The following is a 20,216-nucleotide window of genomic DNA, read 5'->3' on the forward strand; positions in this document are numbered from 1 at the left end:
TCAATAAGATTAAATCCGACGCCTCACTGCGAAGGCCTATTCGGCGTCAAAAAAGCAAAATAGAGATAATCATAAAGCTGCTTGGCTTCTTCATCAGATATACCCTTTATAGTAAATAGCGGCATAGCACCTACCGATCCATCGGGCATACGTGGGTTGCGGATAAAACTCAGAAAGCCCTTATAATCATGCAACTGCGGAGCATTACGTAGCGGCATATTAGGTTCGATGAGATTTTCCCCCCGCCTATGACAGCCTGCGCAATTGCTTTCGAAGACATGCCTGCCAACGTTAAATTGTTCAGGCGCCTCAGGGGTAAAACCTTGATAGACCAATTGCCCGCCGAAAAACCCCAACCCCATGACCGTCAATACGCTAGAAAAATAAAGTACCGGCATGACAGGGGAATCATTATGCCGCCGCCCGACAATCACTGCCGCCGCCACTATAACGAAGAACAGTGCGGCCAAAGCCATCTTCATCTTAATTTCAAAAAGCCATGCCTCGCCATAAAAGCGCTGCCAATCGAAGATGCCTACCGGTATGGTGAAAAAAGTAGATATGAAGGCAAATACTATGAGTTGATAGGCGGTGGCCCGATAAATCGGTTGCCCGCTGATGAAGGCCATCAGCCAAAAGCAAACAGCGCCAATCGACATACCCACCGGCAAGTGGACAAAAACGGGGTGTACGGGATGCGAATAGCCCACCGAGGCAAGTAAATCGTACAAAAGATGACTCATTGGACCTTATCCTTGTCGTACAAAATTTGGATTTATAGCCATAAACATCTATACAGGCAACGCTTTTCTGACGAGCAAAGCCGTAAGGCTTTGAATTAACTTTTGAAAACTTTGTTCAAACTGATTTTAGTAGCAAATGAGTATCACGCCCATCTTTGCCAGTGCCGACTTCAAAAAATTCGTCGAATTGCGACACAAAAACCGATACCACTCCCAATCAGGTAAAATCCCCATGATTTAAACCTGACACCTTCACCATGCCGCACTCATCTTATTTCAAGCAAGAATGCCGTCTATGCCCCCGCTTGGCAACATTTCTTGATGACGTCAAACAAAAACATCCGCATTATCATGCCCTACCCGTTGCCCCATTCGGCGATGTTAACGCACGATTACTCATCGTAGGTCTGGCCCCCGGCATGCATGGTGCCAATGCATCGGGCAGGCCATTCACCGGCGATTACGCTGGCTTGCTACTGTATCAAGCCCTGTACGATTTTGGCTTTAGTAATCAATTGGAATCGACCGCCCTAACCGATGGCTTAAAGCTTAATAACTGCCGCATTACTAACGCGGTCAAATGTCTGCCGCCGCAAAACAAACCCACCGGCGACGAAATCAAGCAATGCAATCCATATCTGGCAGAGGAAATCAAAACCTTACCGGAAAAATCGGTGATTCTGGCTTTAGGCAATATCGCTCATCAGGCGGTATTACGCGCTTACGGCTTAAAAGTCAGCGCTGCCAAATTCGGTCACCATAAATTTTTCGATTTACCGGATGGGAATAAACTGGTCAGTTCTTATCATTGCAGCCGCTACAATGTGCAAACCAAACGCCTGAGCATGGCCATGCTGGCCGAAGTATTTGTCGACATACAAAAATTATTGACTAAATAAATCGTGACTGACGCTGACGAAACCCCGGAATTCGATGTTAAGGCTTTTTTAAAGAGCCTCACCCAGCGGCCAGGCATTTACAAAATGCTGAATACCAAGGGCGAAATCATTTACATCGGCAAGGCCAAAAACCTGAAAAACCGGGTATCCAGTTATTTCAGAAGCAACGCAGTGTCGCCCAAACAATCAGCGATGGTGGCGAAAGTTGCCGGTATCGAAGTGACCGTCACCCATACCGAAGGCGAAGCCTTATTATTAGAAAGTCAGCTGATCAAACGTCACAAACCTCGCTATAACATTAGCTTGCGAGATGATAAATCCTATCCTTATGTTTTTATTTCCAGTTTTCACGACTATCCGCAATTGTCTTACCACCGCGGGGCCAAAAAACGCAAAGGTAAATATTTTGGCCCCTACCCTAGCGCCAGCGCAGTCAAAGAAACCCTAAAGCTGTTGCAAAAAATATTTCCAGTCCGCCAGTGCGAAGACTCTTATTATAACGCCCGCTCCCGCCCCTGCTTGCAACATCAAATCGAGCGCTGCACTGCACCCTGCGTGGGCTTGATCAGTCAAACAGACTACCAACACGATGTTGATAGCACTATGTTATTTCTGGAAGGTCAAGGCGGTAAACTGATAGACCAGCTGGTAGAAAAAATGGAAACGGCTGCCGGCAAACTGGAATTTGAGCAAGCCGCCGCCTACCGGGATCAGATTCAACGTTTGCGCGCGGTGATGGAAAAACATTGCGTCGAAGGCGAAAAGGGCAATGTAGATATTATTGCCTGTGCAACTAAAGCCGATTTAGCTTGTGTGCAGGTGTTTTTCATCCGCAACGGTCAAAATTTGGGCAACCGACAGTTTTTTCCGAAAATAGTCGACGACAATGAACCTGGAGTCGTTTTACAAGCCTTTATAAGCCAATATTACCTGGATAAAACACTACCGCACGAATTGATCGTCAGCCATCCATTGCCGGAAACAGGCTTATTGATTGAAGTATTAAGCGATCAGGCTAAACATAATATAGCCATCAGCCCTAACGTGCGCGGCGAACGCCAGAAATGGCTACAAATGGCTCTCACCAATGCGGATAACGCACTGATGTCTAAACTGGCTGACAAACAAAGTCTCTATGCGCGTTTTCTAAGTTTACAACAGGAGTTTGGCTGCTCTGAAGTACCAAAACGACTGGAATGCTTTGATATCAGCCATACCCAAGGTGAACAAACTGTGGCATCCTGTGTCGTGTTCGACCGTGAGGGTCCGGTTAAATCCGATTATCGACGCTTTAATATAGAGGGAATAACCGGTGGCGACGATTATGCCGCAATACATCAAGCGGTGTTAAGACGCTACAAGCGCCAGCAGCAAGGTGAGCACCCAGCCCCAGACATCTTACTGATAGACGGTGGCAAGGGTCAGGTTGCCGCTGCACAAAAGGCACTGGCGGAATTGACGATAAACAATGTTATGATAGTTGGCGTTTCTAAAGGACCTGACCGTAAAGCGGGCATGGAAAAGATTATTCTGCCTGATTGCGATCAACCTTTGGATGTAACGCCGGGTGCCAGCGCTCTATTACTGATTCAACATATTCGTGATGAAGCGCATCGGTTTGCCATTACAGGTCACCGACAACGCCGCGGCAAACTAAAAAAACAATCCGCGCTGGAAGATATCGCCGGACTAGGGCCCAAACGCCGGCAAATTTTGCTAAAACAATTTGGCGGTTTGCAGGGTGTTTCCAGCGCGGGTGTTGATGCGCTGGCTAGCATCGATGGGATTAGCAGACAATTAGCACAACGAATTTACGATATATTCCACCATCAAGATGGCAGTTAAATTTAATTTACCCACATATCTGACATTTCTGCGCATCGCCATGATTCCTTTATTGGCGATCGTTTTTTATCTGCCGTGGGAATACAATCGCCTTGCCAGTACCGGCATTTTTTTATTTGCAGGTTTTACCGACTGGCTGGATGGCTATCTGGCTCGCAAGTTAAACCTGGAAACCGCCTTTGGCGCATTTTTGGACCCGGTGGCTGATAAATTAATGGTGGCTTTTGTATTAGTACTGGTGGTTCAAGCAGAAGCCAGTCCTTGGCTGGCGATACCAGCAGCCATTATTATTGGCAGGGAAATCACCATTGCTTCTTTGAGAGAATGGATGGCAGAAATTGGTCAACGCGCCAAGGTCAAAGTATCACAACTAGGAAAATGGAAAACCAGCGCACAAATGTTGGCCATTGGTTTTCTACTATATCGGGATGATTTATTAGGCATGCCCGTCAATCAGATGGGCTACTGGCTGTTATACTTATCCGCGGTTTTAACGTTATGGTCGATGGCTAATTATTTAATTGCAGCCTTTTCAACCATCACAGAACAATAATAATTGCAGCTTTATACCCTGCACACCTAAGAGAGCAAAACAGCAGGTAAAGCTGTAAATAAAAACATGGAACAAGAAGAATTAGAATTAGAACCAGAAAAAGAATCAGCTCCTAGTAAACCCCTCGGCCAAGATGATGTTTTGCAGGCCGCCTTAAAACTATTCGCTGAAAAAGGTTATTTCAATACCTCTTTAATCGATATTAAGGACGCGGTGGGCTTAAAAACCACCAGCGGGGTTTACCAGTTTTTTAAAACCAAACAATCGATTGCGGAAACATTACGAGAAAATATCCTCGACAGTTTAAGTATCTCTATAGACGACATTCGCCGCAGAAATCGCAAAGCATCCGAACAATTACGCGAAATTGTCGACCTGATGTTTAAATTAACCGACGATGCTCCGGAAATTATCCAGTTTTTATTGTTTGTAAAAGCAGAAGACTTTTTGCCGGACTCAACGCCATTATTGGAAACAGCGGCTTTTAATAAAATAAAACGCATTATTCAAAATGGCATTAAAGAGGACGAAATAAGATCTATCGATCCCATCCTGGCTTTTGGTTATTTTTTCGGCATCATCAATCAAACTTTATCCCTGGTTTTAAATGGTGCACTACCCAAATCAGCTGACAGCTACCAATCGCAAGCCTGGTTAGCCGCTTGGGGTTGTGTCGCTAAAAAATAGATTTCTTAAACTTACACTTTGCATGCGGAATATACAGGAGTTACAACAATGCTAAACAACATCAAAATTGGCATGATAGGTTTGGGTTACGTGGGCTTGCCACTAGCAGTGGAATTCGGCCAAAAATATCCTACCGTAGGTTTTGATATCAATCAGCACCGCATCAAAGAATTACAATCCGGCAATGACCACACCCTGGAAGTCAGCTCGGATGAACTGGCTCATGCCACCCATCTTACCTATAGCGCCAGCATTCAGGATATTGCTGATTGCAATGTCTATATCGTTACGGTGCCAACCCCGATTAACGAACACAAACAGCCCGATCTAACCCCACTGGAAAAAGCCAGTGATTTGCTTGGAAAAGTGCTTAAAACCGACGACATTGTCATTTACGAATCAACTGTTTATCCCGGCGCCACCGAAGAAGTCTGCGTACCGATTTTAGAAAAAGTCTCCGGCTTAAAATTTAACCAAGACTTTTACGTTGGTTACAGCCCTGAGCGCATCAACCCCGGTGACAAAGAACATCGGGTGACGACTATTTTAAAAGTTACATCCGGCTCTACGCCTGAAATTGCTGAAAAAGTCGACCAAATCTATAAAAGTATTATCACCGCCGGCACCCACAAAGCCAGCAGCATCAGAGTAGCTGAAGCCGCCAAAGTCATTGAAAATACCCAACGTGATGTCAACATTGCTTTAATTAATGAGCTGGCACTGATTTTCAACAAACTCGGCATCGATACCGAAGAAGTATTATTAGCCGCCGGCACCAAATGGAACTTTTTACCGTTCAGACCCGGTTTGGTTGGCGGCCATTGCATTGGTGTCGACCCTTATTACCTGACGCATAAAGCCCAATCCATCGGCTACAACCCAGAAGTCATATTATCCGGTCGCCGTATCAACGACGGCATGGGGGCTTATGTGGTTTCACAATTGATTAAGCTGATGCTGAAAAAGCGTATCCAGGTACAAGATGCCAAAGTTTTGATCATGGGCCTGACTTTCAAAGAAAACTGCCCGGACATCCGCAACACCCGGGTGGTTGATATCGTCGCTGAATTAAAAACTTACGGCGTGAATATTGATGTTTATGACCCTTGGGTCAATGCCGCAGAAACAGAAGCGGAATATGGTATAAAACCGATTATGCAACCGGCCAAAGGCCAATACGACGCAATGATACTGGCAGTCGCCCACCAAGAGTTTAAAGATATGTCGATCAGCGAAATCCGCGCGTTGGGTAAAGCACAGTCTATTATTTATGACCTGAAATATTTGTACCCTGCCGACCAAACCGACGCGAGACTGTAAGCAATGAAAATCATGGTGACCGGTACAGCCGGCTTTATAGGCAATCATCTGGCTTTAAGACTGCTTGAGCGGGGCGACGAAGTCATTGGTATCGATAATCTCAACGACTACTACGACGTTAACCTAAAAATTGACCGCCTGGCTCGCATCAAAGATCACCCAGGCTTCACCGATCTGCGTCTGGATATTGCCGACCGCGCCGGTATGGAGGCTGTTTTTAAACAGCATCAGCCGCAAAAAGTTGTCAATCTGGCAGCGCAAGCCGGGGTGCGCTATTCCATAGAAAACCCACATGCCTACATAGACAGTAATATCGTTGGTTTCATCAATATTTTGGAAGGCTGTCGGCATCATAAAGTTGAGCATTTAGTTTACGCTTCCAGCAGTTCTGTCTATGGCGCCAACGAATCGATGCCATTTTCCGTGCATGATAATGTCGACCACCCTTTGAGCCTCTACGCGGCATCAAAAAAAGCCAATGAGTTGATGGCGCATACCTACAGTAATCTCTATCAATTACCCACCACCGGTTTGCGCTTTTTCACCGTTTACGGACCATGGGGCCGCCCGGATATGGCCTTGTTTTTGTTTACCAAAGCCATTTTAGCCGGCGAAAAAATGGATGTGTTCAATTACGGTAAACATAGACGCGACTTTACCTATATCGACGATATCGTCGAAGGCATAATCAGAACACTGGATCACACAGCCCAGCCCAATCCTGACTGGAGTGGTGCAAAACCGGATCCCGGCACCAGCAAAGCCCCTTGGCGAGTTTATAACATCGGCAACCAAAGCCCGGTAGAGCTGATGGCTTATATCGAAACCCTGGAACGTTTTTTAGGCAAAACCACCGAGAAAAACTTATTGCCTCTGCAACCGGGTGATGTGCCTGATACCTATGCTGATGTCGAAGCGCTGGTTGCCGATGTCGGCTACAAACCCAGCACCACGATCGAACAAGGTATCGAACGTTTTGTAGCATGGTACAAAGACTACTATCGGCTCTAAATTGCGACGTTCATTCAGAGCAACCACCAATACCTGCGACGACAATCCCGTCGCGGGTATTTGAGTATTTAATCTCCACTGAAACTGACCCGCTGTAAAGGCTTTTTCTAACCTTCCTCTATACATCACTCCACCCCTAACAACCCGTGGTTGCGCGCTATGCGAAAAGTGATTGACAACATAATTCAACCCAAATAGCAGAATATTTTTGCTTGTTACGCGGCAAACAATAAGCAAAAATTTAGCCAGCTTAGTATGTTCGCCAGAAATCAGTTTAGTCCTTAAATCTTTTATTAGCCTTTATGTCTATCTCTAGTATCAATGTCTTAATCATTGAAAATTCCAGACTGTTTACCGATTTATTAACAACCCTCATGAAAAGCCATGGCTTTGACACTGTTAGCTGTACAACTGGCAAAGAGGCTTTGGAAATCAGTAAAGACTGCAGTTTTAATCTGATTTGCGTGGCTTATCATTTACCGGACTTTTCAGGAGACGTGCTTTGCCAGGCCATGCGCAGTAATCGAGCACTGATAAACAGCCGCATCATCTTATTTACCGCAGAAGACAATAACGAATTGCTCAAAGATGCTTTATTGGCAGGCGTTACCGACATTTATAACAAAAATGAATTTGCCCAATTTCAAACTTACATTGCTCGTTATGCCAATTTTGTCAAAGCCAACCTGGTCGGTCGCGCCTTACTAATTGAAGATTCGTCTTCTCAGCAGCAATGGTTAAAAGCCCAACTGGAATGCTCAGGTCTTGAAGTGGATGCTTTTTTAACCGCTGAAGAAGCCATGGATGCATTTATGCATGTTCAATACGACATTGTGATCACCGACATGATACTGGCAGGCAAAATGTCGGGCTTGCATTTAGTCAGAACCATACGTCGCTTAGGCTCCGAAAAAGGTTTAATCCCTATTTTTGCCATTACCGCTTACGATGAAATATCAAGACGCATTGAATTATTCCAGGTCGGTGTAAGCGATTACATGGCCAAACCCATCAATCCGGAAGAATTGCTGTTCCGTATTTCCAGCCTGATCAAAGCGTATCAGATTCATCATGAATTGATCAACGAACGCAAGATGCTGCAGGAAATGGCTTTGCTCGATCCGCTGACACATTTATATAACCGTGCTGCGCTTAATCAGCTGTTACCCAAAGCCATTGCTAATGCCAAACGTGAACAAACACCTGTCTGCCTGGTGGTCATGGATCTGGATTTTTTCAAACGTATTAACGATGAGTGTGGTCACGACCAAGGCGACCAGGTATTGATTGAAACCGCCAACTGGCTACGCAATGCATTCCGCAAAGGCGATTTAGTGTTTCGTTGGGGTGGTGAAGAGTTTGTGATTTTCCTGCACAAATGCACCTTGAACGAAGCCAAAGAATTAATGGAAAAACAAAAAGATCGTTTTAGCAAACGTCAAATGGCCAATTACCCAATAACGGCCAGTTTCGGAATTAGCAGTTATGCTAACTTTCAGACCGAAATCTGTCATGAAAACTTGTTTAAACAAGCAGACAAAGCGCTTTATAAAGCCAAACAAAGTGGTCGAAATTGTGTGGTTTGTGCGCCAGATTAAATCAGTTGTTATGACATCAATTGCAATGCGATTTGACAATTTTGCAGGCAATGACTGAACAGTTATACCCACATGTAAAGAATAGTGGATTATTAATCACGAGAACAAATATTTAGTCAGCAACACAACTGATAAAAAGCTATTTTGCCGATCAACATCAATTACGGTAGCATCGAGCTAATTCTCAATACGGAGCCAACCATATGGAACAACAAGACATCGATTTGCATAGCGCCATCACTGCCTTGAGTTGTTCGCTGGACCTGGTTGGCATCGATGAGGTTAAACATGGCAAACGGGTGGCGATGATGGCCTATCAAATTGCCGAGGAATTGAATTGGCCGGATGATGAACGCTTGAGTATTCTGCATGCCGGCATGCTGCATGATTGCGGCGTGGCGAAAATCAAGGAACACAGACAACTCACCGAAACGCTGGAATGGGATGGAGCCGAAGCCCATGCCATTCGCGGTGCCGAATATCTATCCGCTTGCCCACCTTTGGCACAGCTTGCGCCTGAAGTGCGTTATCACCATACACGCTGGGAACAACTACTACTATTGCCGCTGGACCAACGCACTCGAATGCGCGCCAACCTGCTGTTTCTGACCGATCGTATCGATGTATTGCAGTTTCCTTATTTAAACAGCGAACAAATTTTGACCGCAGCACCCAACATCGTCGCCCGGCTAAAGGGTTTCTCCGGCAGTTTATTTGCGCCCGAATTACTGGATGCTTTTACCCGCATCGCCAAAAGCCAGGCTTTCTGGCTAGCGATGGAGCCGGATTATCTGGATGAAGATTTACGCACACTGGGTCAAGCACTACCTCTGGTTGCACTGAACTATCCATCCCAACGCGAACTAGCACGTTTGTTTTCTCGGGTGGTGGATGCCAAAAGTCCTTATACCGAACAACATTCTGAGCGAGTGGCCTTGATCGCCAGGCAACTGGCGGCAGATTTCAACATCTCAGGTCAGGAATTGGAACAAGTTGAAATCGCCGGTCTTTTGCATGATATCGGCAAACTGCGGGTGTCCGAAGACATTATAGATAAACCCGGCAAATTGACTATGGATGAACAGGCCAGCATGCAACGGCATAGCTATGATACATACCGCATTTTGCAGCGGGTATTTGCCCACAGCAAAATTCCAACCTGGGCCGGTTTTCATCACGAAAACCTGCGCGGCGAAGGTTATCCGTTTAAAACCAGCGGTGTATCGCAAGATTTGGAATGCCGCATTATCAGTGTGGCGGATATTTTTCAGGCTCTGGCACAATCCAGACCTTACCGAAAAAGCATGGATTTGCAATATATTCTGGATGACTTGCAGCATCGTGTGTCGTTGGGCGAACTGGATGCTACGGTGGTGGATAAGCTGGCTGAACACGCAGCAGATTATTATCATCTGGCCTGCGGTTGAAAGCTAAGCATCATCAAAATCAATTCAGCTGATGCGGTATAATTGCCGGCCAGTCATTAACCCGCAATTGTCATAAGCCACTGATGTCCGAAGACTATTATTACCCCACCGATTACGCCATCGAATCATTAAAAGTACCACCAAACTCCATCCAGGCAGAACAATCTGTGCTGGGTGGCTTGATGCTGGACAATCAAACCTGGGATTCGGTAGCCGACAAGGTTGTAGAAACCGATTTTTACCGCCGCGATCATCAATTAATTTTTCGCTCCATTGCTCAACTGGCTGATAAACAAGATCCTTTCGATGTCGTGACGCTATCCGAGGTTTTGGAAAGCACCGGCCAACTGCAAGATGTTGGCGGCTTGGCGTATTTGGGCATGTTGGCTAATGACACCCCCAGCGCAGCCAATATTGTTGCTTATGCCAACATCGTCCGTGACCGTTCAGTCCTTAGACAGCTGATTCATGTCGGCACCGAAATTTCCGACTCTGCATTTAGTACCGAAGGCCGGGAAACTGCTGATTTACTGGAAAACGCCGAGCGTAAAGTCTTTGAAATTGCCGAACAACGCCAACGCGGCCAGGGTGGCTTTAGTTCAATCAAATCTTTATTAGCTCAGGCTGTCGATAAAATCGAAACCCTGTACGAACTGGATGGAGACATTACAGGCGCCAGCACCGGTTTTACCGATCTGGATGAAAAAACCTCAGGCTTACAGCCTGCGGACTTAATCATTGTCGCCGGTAGACCTTCGATGGGTAAAACCACTATCGCGATGAACATGGCCGAGAACGTCGCCCTTAAAAGCGGCATGCCAGTGGCTGTATTTAGTATGGAGATGCCCGGCGAATCACTAGCGATGCGGATGATGTCGTCCCTGGGACGTATCGATCAACACAAGGTACGAACTGGTAAATTGGACGATGATGATTGGCCGCGTCTGACTTCCGCCATCAATCTGCTGGCCGAGACCAAGCTGTTCATAGACGACACCCCTGCCCTGACCCCCACCGAAGTTCGCTCGCGCGCCCGCCGTTTGACCCGCGAACACGGCCAACTGGGTTTGATCGTATTGGACTATTTGCAGCTGATGCAATCGCCTTCCAGCGGTGAAAACCGGGTGCAACAAATTTCTGATATTTCCCGCGGTCTAAAAGCCTTGGCCAAGGAATTGAATGTACCGGTGATTGCTCTGTCGCAGCTCAATCGTAATCTGGAGCAACGCCCCAACAAACGCCCGGTAATGTCGGATTTACGTGAATCCGGCGCGATTGAGCAGGACGCGGATTTGATTATCTTTGTCTATCGCGACGAAGTGTATAACGAAGACAGCCCGGACAAAGGTATCGCCGAAGTCATTATCGGTAAACAGCGGAATGGTCCGCTAGGCACCGTAAGACTGACGTTTCTGGGTCAATACACCCGCTTTGAGAATTTTGCCGGCGTTTACACCGGCAACGAGGATTACGAATGACGCCAGCGGCTTATGTGCAGCTGGATTTGGAGGCGGTGCGGCATAATCTGTCCCAGGTTAAACGCTATGCCCCAAATAATAAAATCATGGCGGTGATCAAGGCTAATGCCTACGGCCATGGTATTACGCGAGTCGCTCGAGCGCTGGATCAGGCCGATGGTTTAGCCGTAGCCCGCGTAGATGAAGGCGTAAGATTACGCAAAGCCGGCTTCAATCAATCCATCACCGTACTGCAGGGCTTTGTTTGTATCGATGAATTACAGTTGATGCTGCAACATCAACTGGATGCCGTCATCCACACCTCGCAGCAAATTGACATTTTGCAACAGCAAACCGGCTCTGCATCAAGTTTATCGGTATGGTTAAAAATGGACACCGGCATGAATCGGCTGGGCTTTAAGGGCCATGACTTTAATGCAGCATACAATCAGCTATTGCATTGCACCATTGTTAAGCAACCGATTAATTTAATCACCCATTTTGCCAACGCCGACGATTTATTGGACGACAAAACCCGCCGCCAAATCGATGTATTCAACCATGCCATTCAAGGCTACCCTGGCCAACGCAGCATTGCTAATTCCGCCGGCATTATCGGTTGGCCTAATGTGATCAGCGATTGGGTTCGTCCCGGTTTGATGCTTTATGGTTGCTCACCGTTTGCCGGTAAAACCGGGGCTCACTTTGGCTTAAAACCCGTCATGAGTTTACACTCACGTTTGATTGCAGTAAAAAATGTTGCCGCTGGCGAAACCGTGGGCTATAGCGGTACTTGGGAATGTCCTGTCGACACGCGTTTAGGGGTCATTTCGATCGGTTACGGCGACGGCTACCACAGACATACGCGATGTGGAGCACCTGTATTAGTGAATGATCTACGCGTACCTTTGATCGGTCGGGTTTCAATGGATATGATCACGGTGGATTTAAACAGCCAACCCACTGCCAAACCCGGCGATCCGGTTACACTATGGGGCAACCAGTTACCGGTGGAAGAAATTGCCCTTCATGCCGACACTATCCCCTACACCTTGTTATGCGGTATTACCCAGCGGGTGCAAATAGTCGAACGTTGAGAATTTCCGTTATACAAGTTTGATTATATTTTTAAACCTGCAATCTCTCTCATACAGATTAACTGATGGTTGCAATTTGATTGAGTAACCTGCTTATTTTTTGCCTGCGCACTGATACAGAACGCATTGAAAATATAGAGCTATTAATAGTTAAAAAAGGAAAAAAATAGTGATGTGGCTACGTACCCATTGTGAACTTACTTTTGATGTCAACGTCCCCACGCCTTTTATTTTGATGTTGCGGCCACGTAATGGCGCTAATCAATGGGTGGCGAGAGAGTCGTATACTTTGCGACCCAGTGTGCCGGTATTCGAATTTACCGATGACTATGGTAACCTCTGCCAACGCTTAATTGCGCCACCCGGCATGTTTCTGGTTAAAACCAGTGCCGATATTCACACGAATGAATATATTGAAATGTGTGCCGGCGCCCCATTTGAAGAGGTGCAAAATCTGCCGAACGCAGTGCTGACCTATTTATTGCCTAGCCGCTATTGCGAATCAGATCGTTTTATTGAATTGGCTCAGGAAATCGTCGCTGGGGTTTCATCAGGCTATGATCAAGTCGCGTCAATTAATCAATGGCTACGTAATAATATTCGTTTCAATCCGGATTCGCCGTATTTTCAGATGTCGGCAGTAGAAGTTAATTTAGCCGGCGAAGGTGTTTGTCGTGAATTAGCACATTTGGGAATCGCACTCTGCCGAGCACTTTGCATTCCGGCACGGATGGTAGTGGGTTATTTGCACGGTTTAAAACCCATGGATTTTCACGCTTGGTTTGAAGCTTATGTCGGCGGGCGCTGGTACACGTTTGACCCTACTCAAGCGGAACCGCGGGGTGGCCGAGTCGTGGTAGCCTACGGGCATGATGCTGCTGATGTAGCCATCTTTACCCAGTTTGGTCCGGCACTACCGCCTTTGCATATGGCGGTTAAGGTTGAGCGATTGAACGGTCCACCGGAGTAATCGCTATGCATAGAATCCGTATTCAACATGTCACGGAGTATTTTTTCGCCAATTTCGTCACCCTGAACCAACATCAATTATTGTTGCGACCGCGCGAGGGCCATGATGTCCGCATCGAATCGTCACGCTTGGATATCAGCCCGGCTTATAACATTAAATGGTATCGCGATGTGTTTGATAATTCAGTGGCATTGGTTACTTTTCTGCAGCCGGCAAACAAACTCAGGATTGCCAGCGAAGTCGTGATTCAGCATTATGAAGAGTCACCGATGAATTCCTCTGTGGAAGACTATGCACTGCATTACCCCTTTGTATACCATGAAAGCGATCGAATAGACCTGGCGGCCTTTCAGCAACCGGTTTTTTATAATGATCAGCCGGCTGTCATCAACTGGTTACACAACATGGGCTTGCACACACGCAACATGGCAACCTTGAGTCTGCAAAACAAATTAAATCAGACCATACACAGCCAGTTTCGTTATCAAATGCGGGAAGAAGCGGGTGTGCAATCGCCTACACAAACTTTGCAGATGGGCAGCGGTTCCTGCCGTGACTATGCCACCTTATTTATCGAAGCTTGCCGCAGTCTGGGTTTAGCCAGTCGCTTTGTCAGCGGCTATTTGCATGCCCCCGCCACTGAAGTCGGTAATGCCTCAACTCACGCCTGGGCCGAGGTTTATCTGCCCGGCAAAGGCTGGCAAGGCTTTGATCCCACCATCGGCGAAATCACCGGCAACCGGCATATTGCGGTGGCTGTAGCCCGCAACCCGGAAGCCATTCCACCTGTATCCGGCAGCTTCACTGGCCCCGGCTTTACGATACCTAACATGGCAGTCAACGTACAGGTTAATCTACTAGATTGAGTCAACCAACGCTCAAGGCATGATCAACAAATACACGCCTAAACCCAGCATAACCAATCCGCTAATCAATTTTAGTCGGCGACCAGCCTTTTCCTGTAAACGCTGCTGACTGAGGGTCACCACACCAATGCCTAAAATAATAAAATCGTCAAACATATAAGCTAGGTTGTATAGCAACAAATAGCCGTAATAACTCAGGCTATCCAATTGACGTAGGGTCAGAATCCGGGTGTATAAAGCCGGAAAACCGGAGGTGCAAAGCAGTTCGACTATCTGGACTAAAATCGCCAATACCATAGCGCCAATCATCGCCGCCAATAGACTCTCGGCTTGCAATATTTTACGGATTTGATTGTAAATTCCTGGTTTGGCGACTTGCGGAATCGATAAGGAAATACCACGCCCATACGCCCAAAAATCTTTTAAGTTGATAGCACCTGCCACGATGGCGATAACCGCAATGATCATTTCCGATAGGCGTGAAAGGCCTATCAATAAAAATAGATTAAGCCAGGCTGCCATAAAAACAAAATAGGCCACCCCTTCGACAGCCACGAATACACCTGCAACCGCAAGCATACGCATGCGATTCTGCATGGGCGCCAACATGGAAATCATTAAAACCAACACCCATATCGAACAGGGATTGAAGCCATCCAGCAAACCCATAGCTAGAGTAAACAGCGGCAAACCGACTTCTTCCAGTGATATTGTCTGGCCCAACAGATTCACCTGAAACGACTCGGCTTTACTGTCTGGTGCAGCCTGATTCTCAGTGGTTTCACAGCTAACCGGCTTTTCCGCTTCGCAACTGCCAAAATCCTCCTGCACTGGCGGCGTTTCTAAACCAGTTGCACCTAATGCATTGCGAATTAATTGACCATTGCTCATTTCATCTGAATAGCCAACTATAAGTTGATCATTCAGGTAAAAAGCCGGCACTCTTAAAGAGGGATTGTGAACTTTTTGCGCGATTTGTTTTAACCGCTGCAAGTATTCCGGGTTTTGCTTAAGATTGTAATAAACAATCTGCAAAGCCGGCCTTTCCTGCTGCAGTTTATGCAGAAATTCTTCAGCCTTGGCACAATGCGGGCAACCATCCAGAACAAAAACCTCAATATCCGCTGCTGCAGCCAGCGTTGATATGGCTGCTGGCTTGTCGATATCTTCCGCAGCCGCCCTCGGTATAACCCCTAATATCAGCAGAAGCAGTAAGCCAATAGTTATTAAGCTGCAACAGCTATTTTTCGCAAAGCCAAAAGATATCATCGAATTTTGTTCAGATTTGTATCATTAAAAAGTAGCTTAGATAATTCCAAAGGCGGTCAGGCTGCCACTACAGCAGCCTATTCTTCTAAGCTACCAAAGCGCTACTTACTTTTTTTAACAATTAAAGCCAGCATCTCCTCCCGCTGAATAACTTCTTTTTCCTGCAGCAAATCAGCCAATTGATTCAAAAGTTTGCGTTTTGTGCTGAGTATATCCAACGCTCGTTGCTGAGCATCCTCAACCAGGGCTTTGATTTCGGCATCGACAATGCGAGCGGTTTCTTCACTGTAATTGCGTTGCTCGGATAGTTCACCGCTTAAAAATTGCAATTGCTGGCGTTGCCCATAAATCAGCGGACCCAGTTTTTCACTCATACCCAAATAACACACCATGTTGCGAGCAATTTCACTGGCTTTTTCCAGATCATTTTGCGCACCGGTAGACACACTATCCAATGCCAGTTGTTCAGCGACGCGCCCGCCCAACAAAATGGCCAATTGATCTTTCAACTCGGCTTCAGTAGATAGATATTTTTCTTCAACCGGTAATTGTAAAGTAAAACCCAGCGCCGATACACCACGGGGAATGATGGAGATTTTATGCACCGGTTGACCGGTCGGCACGGTTTCCGCCACTAATGCATGACCAGCTTCATGATAAGCAACACGGCGTTTTTCTTCCGGTCCAAGTAATCGATTTTTCTTTTCCGGCCCAGCCATGACTCGATCGATGGCTGCCTCAAAATCAGCCATGCTGACTGAATCACGTTCTCCACGCGCAGCCAAAATCGCCGCTTCGTTAGCGATGTTGGATAAATCGGCGCCGACGAAGCCGGGTGTTCGTTTGGCGACGGTATCCAAATCAACATCAGGGTCCAATTGCATGGCTTTACTATGCAACTTGAGGATGGCGATACGGTCGATCAAATCAGGTTTGTCGACCACAATTTGCCGATCGAAACGACCGGCGCGTAACAAAGCTTTATCCAAAATTTCCGGCCGATTGGTAGCTGCCATCACGACGACGCCTGCAGTCGGATCGAAGCCATCCATTTCGGTCAGCAATTGATTCAAGGTTTGTTCGCGTTCGTCGTTGCCACCCATGATTGCCGGGCCACCGCGTGATCGACCGATGGCATCCAGTTCGTCAATAAAAATGATGCAAGGCGCTTTTTGCCGGGCTTGCTCAAACAAATCCCGCACCCGAGCTGCGCCAATACCGACGAACATTTCGATAAATTCAGAGGCACTGATATTAAAAAATGGCACGCCAGCCTCGCCGGATACAGCGCGCGCCAGCAGGGTTTTACCCGTACCAGGCGAACCAACCAGCAACACACCTTTGGGCATGCGGCCACCCAGCTTTTGCAGTTTTTCGGGGGATTTTAAAAATTCGATGGTTTCCTTCAACTCTTGCTTGGCACTTTCTGCACCGGCCACATCGTCAAAGGTAATTTTGCTGGCTTCCTGCTGAATTTTGATTTTATTACCTATATTCAAAAATCCACGTCCTGCACCTCCAGTCATCCGGGGTAACAGCCACATCCAGATGCCGGCAAAAATAGCGATAGGGATAATCCAGTTGAACAGCAAATTGCTAAGCCAGTTATCCCCGCTTCTGACTACGTATTCAACTTTGTGATCCTGCAGGTTTTTGGTGAGTGGCTCATCCCACAACGGAATGGTAAAGAAATGCTCACCTAGTTCTTTGTCTGCTTGCTTGAGACTGCCATTAATAAAGTGTTGGGTGACGACGGCTTTGTCAACTTTGTCTGCATTAACCAGTGTCAAGAACTGGCTGTAGGGTATCTCCTGCCCCTGCGGTTTTTCGCCACCAGCCAATAGGGATAACAGCAAAATGCCAAGCCAAACATATAACCAATAACGAGTCGGTTTATTGGCAGGTGCTTGAGAGTCTTCCGATTTAGCCCCCGTATCTGTTGGTGGCTTGAGTAATGTTTTAAGCGATTTATCCAGCCAGCGCCAGGCTAGATAAAGCCAATCGAGTAGTGTTTTAAAAATTTCGGTCAGTTTTTGCTTATCTAACATAACGTGGCACGCCTCCAGATCAGAATAAAACTATCTGCTTAAGCTACTCCTGCTAATCCATTTTGTCGACTAGTTCACGCTTGGGTCAATTCTCGATAGGCTCCGCTGTAATACAGCAGCGGCTCGCCACTGCGGCAGATGACTTTTTGCACTTCACCGATCACGATCCAATGCGTACCCGCCAACACTTGATCGACGACTTTACATTCCAGACTAGCCAAAGATTCTGTTAACAAAGGCGCGCCGTTCTCGCCAACTTCCCAGCCCACATTAGCAAACCGTTCTTCCTGAGTACTGCCGCCGGCAAATTGATTCGACACATCCCGCTGTTCAGCACCGAGTATATTCACAGCAAACTGTTTTTGTTCCAATACTACTGTACCGGTATCGGTATTCTGATTCAAGCACACCAAAACCTGCGGTGGGTCCACGGAAACACTGCTAAACGAGGTAGCCGTCATCCCTTTCAAACCTTGTTGTTCGGATTGAGCTGTCACTACGGTGACGCCACTCGCCCATAATTTCAGGGCATTTTTAAACTGACTTGCATCAACACTCATAAATTTCTCTTAGATTATTATTGCCCAACTTATGCTTTTAACAGCTTTTTTAAGTCGTAGTGATAAATAAATCCGGGCAATGCAAAAACTGTAAATAAACAGAGGGTAGCCACATAAAACTCCCACTGCTGACCATGTAAACCACCCGTCAGTTTATTTTCCAAAGCCATAGCCAGCAAACCGACCAAACCATAACACACCAGCCACTCCATCCAGCGCCAGCCTGCGGTTTTGTTTAGTCTTACGACCAATACAAAACGCTCGCTTAACCAGGGTAAATTGGCAGCTATAAAAGCCACTGCCAATAAAACGCCGTATACGCTGGTTGCTGCCATTAGTTTTTAGGGCGCATATGCGGAAATAGCAACACGTCGCGGATGCTCGGTGCGTTGGTAAACAACATCACCAATCGATCGATACCGATGCCCTCACCGGCGGTCGGCGGCATACCATGTTCCAAGGCGGTGATGTAATCGGCATCAAAATGCATGGCTTCGTTGTCGCCGGCTTCTTTTTCTTCCACCTGTTTTCTGAACCGCTCGGCTTGATCTTCGGCGTCATTCAGCTCGGTAAAACCATTGGCAATTTCACGGCCACCAACAAAAAATTCAAACCTATCGGTGACATGCGGATCGTCATCATTACGGCGTGCCAGCGGAGACACCTCTACCGGGTAGGCTGTAATAAAAGTTGGATTCATTAAACGATGTTCCACCGTTTTCTCAAAGATTTCGATCTGCACCTTGCCTAGACCATAACTGTCTTTGAGCGGAATTTTCAGATTTTCCGCCACTTTGACAGCCGCTTCGCGGCTATTTAAGTCCTCAAGCGTCAATTCCGGATTGAAATGCAGAATCGATTCCAGCACCGTCATGCGGGTAAACGGTTTAGCAAAATCATAATGATCGCCCTGATATTCGATAGTTGACTGGCCAACCACATCCTCAGCAATCCCTTTCAACATAGCTTCAGTCAAATCCATCAAATCACCATATTCAGCATAGGCCTGATAGAACTCTATCATGGTAAATTCCGGATTATGTCGAGTCGACAGACCTTCGTTGCGGAAATTACGATTGATCTCGAATACCCGTTCGAAACCACCCACTACCAGCCGTTTTAAATACAGCTCCGGTGCGATACGCAAATACAGTTCCATATCCAGCGCATTATGAAAAGTGGTGAAGGGCCTGGCGGTAGCGCCACCGGGGATGACTTGCATCATCGGTGTTTCCACTTCCAAAAAATCGCGTGCGATCAAAAATTCGCGGATATAGTTGACGATTTTCGAACGCATCAAAAAAGTTTTGCGGGTTTCGTCGCTCATAATCAAATCCAGATAACGCTGGCGGTATTTGATTTCTTGATCGGCAACACCATGGAATTTTTCCGGCAACGGACGCAGGGCTTTAGTCAATAACCGGATTTCGTCAAGCTTGACGCTGAGTTCGCCGACCTTGGTTTTGAACAACACGCCTTCGGCACCAATGATGTCGCCAATGTCCCATTTTTTGAATTGGTCGTTATAAACGCCTTCCGGCAGATTATCACGGGCAACATACAATTGAATTTGGCCGGACATATCCTGCATATGACAAAAGCTAGCTTTACCCATGATACGACGTGTCATCATGCGGCCGGCAATTTTCACCCGTATAGGCTCGGCTAATAATTCTTCTTCGGATTTTTCGCCGTATTCGGCCAATACTTCGCCGGCCACTACATTGCGGCGAAAATCGGTCGGGAAGGCAATACCTTCTTCGCGAATGCCGTTAAGTTTTTCGCGGCGCTGTTTAATTTGTTCTTGTTCGTCGTGTTCTATTTCTGACATGATTGACATATACTAAATATAATTAAAATTACTAC

18 protein-coding genes are annotated in these 20,216 nt (G+C 46.7%); 12 read left to right on the forward strand and 6 right to left on the reverse strand.

The genetic code is table 11. The features are described from left to right. Positions 1 to 23: 23 nt before the first annotated feature. The gene (locus A1359_RS12410) at positions 24 to 743 is read right to left on the reverse strand and encodes a DUF2231 domain-containing protein (protein ID WP_066983202.1); all 720 of its coding nucleotides are present in this window, start codon (positions 741 to 743) and stop codon (positions 24 to 26) included. Positions 744 to 1,000: 257 nt separating this feature from the next. On the opposite strand from A1359_RS12410, the gene A1359_RS12415 reads away from it, so the two are divergent. From A1359_RS12415 to A1359_RS12470, 12 genes are all read left to right on the forward strand, one after another. Further along, positions 1,001 to 1,642 carry a uracil-DNA glycosylase gene (locus tag A1359_RS12415; RefSeq protein ID WP_066983204.1) on the forward strand — a complete coding sequence of 214 codons (642 nt, stop codon included), beginning with the start codon at positions 1,001 to 1,003 and terminating at the stop codon, positions 1,640 to 1,642. 3 nt (positions 1,643 to 1,645) lie between these two features. After that, positions 1,646 to 3,487 (forward strand): excinuclease ABC subunit UvrC, encoded by a 1,842-nt coding sequence (uvrC, locus tag A1359_RS12420; protein ID WP_066983207.1) that lies wholly within the window; start codon positions 1,646 to 1,648, stop codon positions 3,485 to 3,487. After that, entirely contained in the window at positions 3,477 to 4,040 is a 564-nt protein-coding gene (gene pgsA / locus A1359_RS12425; protein WP_066983210.1) for a CDP-diacylglycerol--glycerol-3-phosphate 3-phosphatidyltransferase, read from the forward strand. Before uvrC ends, pgsA begins: the two co-directional genes overlap by 11 nt. Before the next feature lie 66 nt (positions 4,041 to 4,106). Beyond that, complete coding sequence (locus A1359_RS12430; RefSeq protein ID WP_066983213.1) at positions 4,107 to 4,727, forward strand: TetR/AcrR family transcriptional regulator; 621 nt, start codon at positions 4,107 to 4,109, stop codon at positions 4,725 to 4,727. 48 nt (positions 4,728 to 4,775) lie between these two features. Then, entirely contained in the window at positions 4,776 to 6,047 is a 1,272-nt protein-coding gene (tviB, locus tag A1359_RS12435) for a Vi polysaccharide biosynthesis UDP-N-acetylglucosamine C-6 dehydrogenase TviB (protein ID WP_066983216.1), read from the forward strand. Between the two features lie 3 nt (positions 6,048 to 6,050). After that, positions 6,051 to 7,058: an NAD-dependent epimerase gene (locus A1359_RS12440; protein ID WP_066983219.1), complete on the forward strand. Its 1,008-nt coding sequence runs from the start codon at positions 6,051 to 6,053 to the stop codon at positions 7,056 to 7,058. Positions 7,059 to 7,360: 302 nt separating this feature from the next. After that, the gene (locus A1359_RS12445) at positions 7,361 to 8,656 is read left to right on the forward strand and encodes a response regulator (RefSeq protein WP_066983222.1); all 1,296 of its coding nucleotides are present in this window, start codon (positions 7,361 to 7,363) and stop codon (positions 8,654 to 8,656) included. A 203-nt stretch (positions 8,657 to 8,859) separates the two neighbouring features. Next, a complete protein-coding gene (locus A1359_RS12450; RefSeq protein ID WP_066983225.1) occupies positions 8,860 to 10,083 on the forward strand; it encodes an HD-GYP domain-containing protein in 1,224 nt (407 codons plus the stop codon). A gap of 83 nt (positions 10,084 to 10,166) precedes the next feature. Next, the gene (dnaB, locus tag A1359_RS12455) at positions 10,167 to 11,561 is read left to right on the forward strand and encodes a replicative DNA helicase (protein WP_066983227.1); all 1,395 of its coding nucleotides are present in this window, start codon (positions 10,167 to 10,169) and stop codon (positions 11,559 to 11,561) included. Beyond that, positions 11,558 to 12,637 (forward strand): alanine racemase, encoded by a 1,080-nt coding sequence (gene alr, locus A1359_RS12460; protein ID WP_066983230.1) that lies wholly within the window; start codon positions 11,558 to 11,560, stop codon positions 12,635 to 12,637. Before dnaB ends, alr begins: the two co-directional genes overlap by 4 nt. Positions 12,638 to 12,809: 172 nt before the next feature. Continuing rightward, positions 12,810 to 13,607: a transglutaminase-like domain-containing protein gene (locus A1359_RS12465; protein WP_066983232.1), complete on the forward strand. Its 798-nt coding sequence runs from the start codon at positions 12,810 to 12,812 to the stop codon at positions 13,605 to 13,607. Between the two features lie 5 nt (positions 13,608 to 13,612). Beyond that, on the forward strand, positions 13,613 to 14,473 hold the full coding sequence (locus A1359_RS12470) for a transglutaminase family protein (protein WP_066983234.1): 861 nt from the start codon (positions 13,613 to 13,615) through the stop codon (positions 14,471 to 14,473). Positions 14,474 to 14,485: 12 nt separating this feature from the next. Here the strand turns inward: A1359_RS12470 and A1359_RS12475 are convergent, their stop codons facing one another. The 5 genes from A1359_RS12475 to lysS all read right to left on the reverse strand — a co-directional run bounded on the left by A1359_RS12475 (position 14,486) and on the right by lysS (position 20,181). Further along, entirely contained in the window at positions 14,486 to 15,742 is a 1,257-nt protein-coding gene (locus A1359_RS12475; protein WP_066983238.1) for a glutaredoxin family protein, read from the reverse strand. A gap of 101 nt (positions 15,743 to 15,843) precedes the next feature. Next, entirely contained in the window at positions 15,844 to 17,790 is a 1,947-nt protein-coding gene (gene ftsH, locus A1359_RS12480; protein WP_066983241.1) for an ATP-dependent zinc metalloprotease FtsH, read from the reverse strand. A gap of 74 nt (positions 17,791 to 17,864) precedes the next feature. Then, complete coding sequence (locus A1359_RS12485) at positions 17,865 to 18,350, reverse strand: flavin reductase family protein (RefSeq protein WP_066983243.1); 486 nt, start codon at positions 18,348 to 18,350, stop codon at positions 17,865 to 17,867. 29 nt (positions 18,351 to 18,379) lie between these two features. After that, positions 18,380 to 18,685, reverse strand: coding sequence for a DUF2818 family protein (locus A1359_RS12490; protein ID WP_066983247.1), 306 nt, complete (start codon positions 18,683 to 18,685; stop codon positions 18,380 to 18,382). Then, complete coding sequence (gene lysS, locus A1359_RS12495) at positions 18,685 to 20,181, reverse strand: lysine--tRNA ligase (RefSeq protein WP_066983250.1); 1,497 nt, start codon at positions 20,179 to 20,181, stop codon at positions 18,685 to 18,687. The genes A1359_RS12490 and lysS overlap by 1 nt, the downstream gene beginning before the upstream one ends. Positions 20,182 to 20,216 lie beyond the last annotated feature (35 nt).

The sequence above is a fragment of the Methylomonas lenta genome, from assembly GCF_001644015.1.
GTDB classification, from domain to species: domain Bacteria; phylum Pseudomonadota; class Gammaproteobacteria; order Methylococcales; family Methylomonadaceae; genus Methylomonas; species Methylomonas lenta.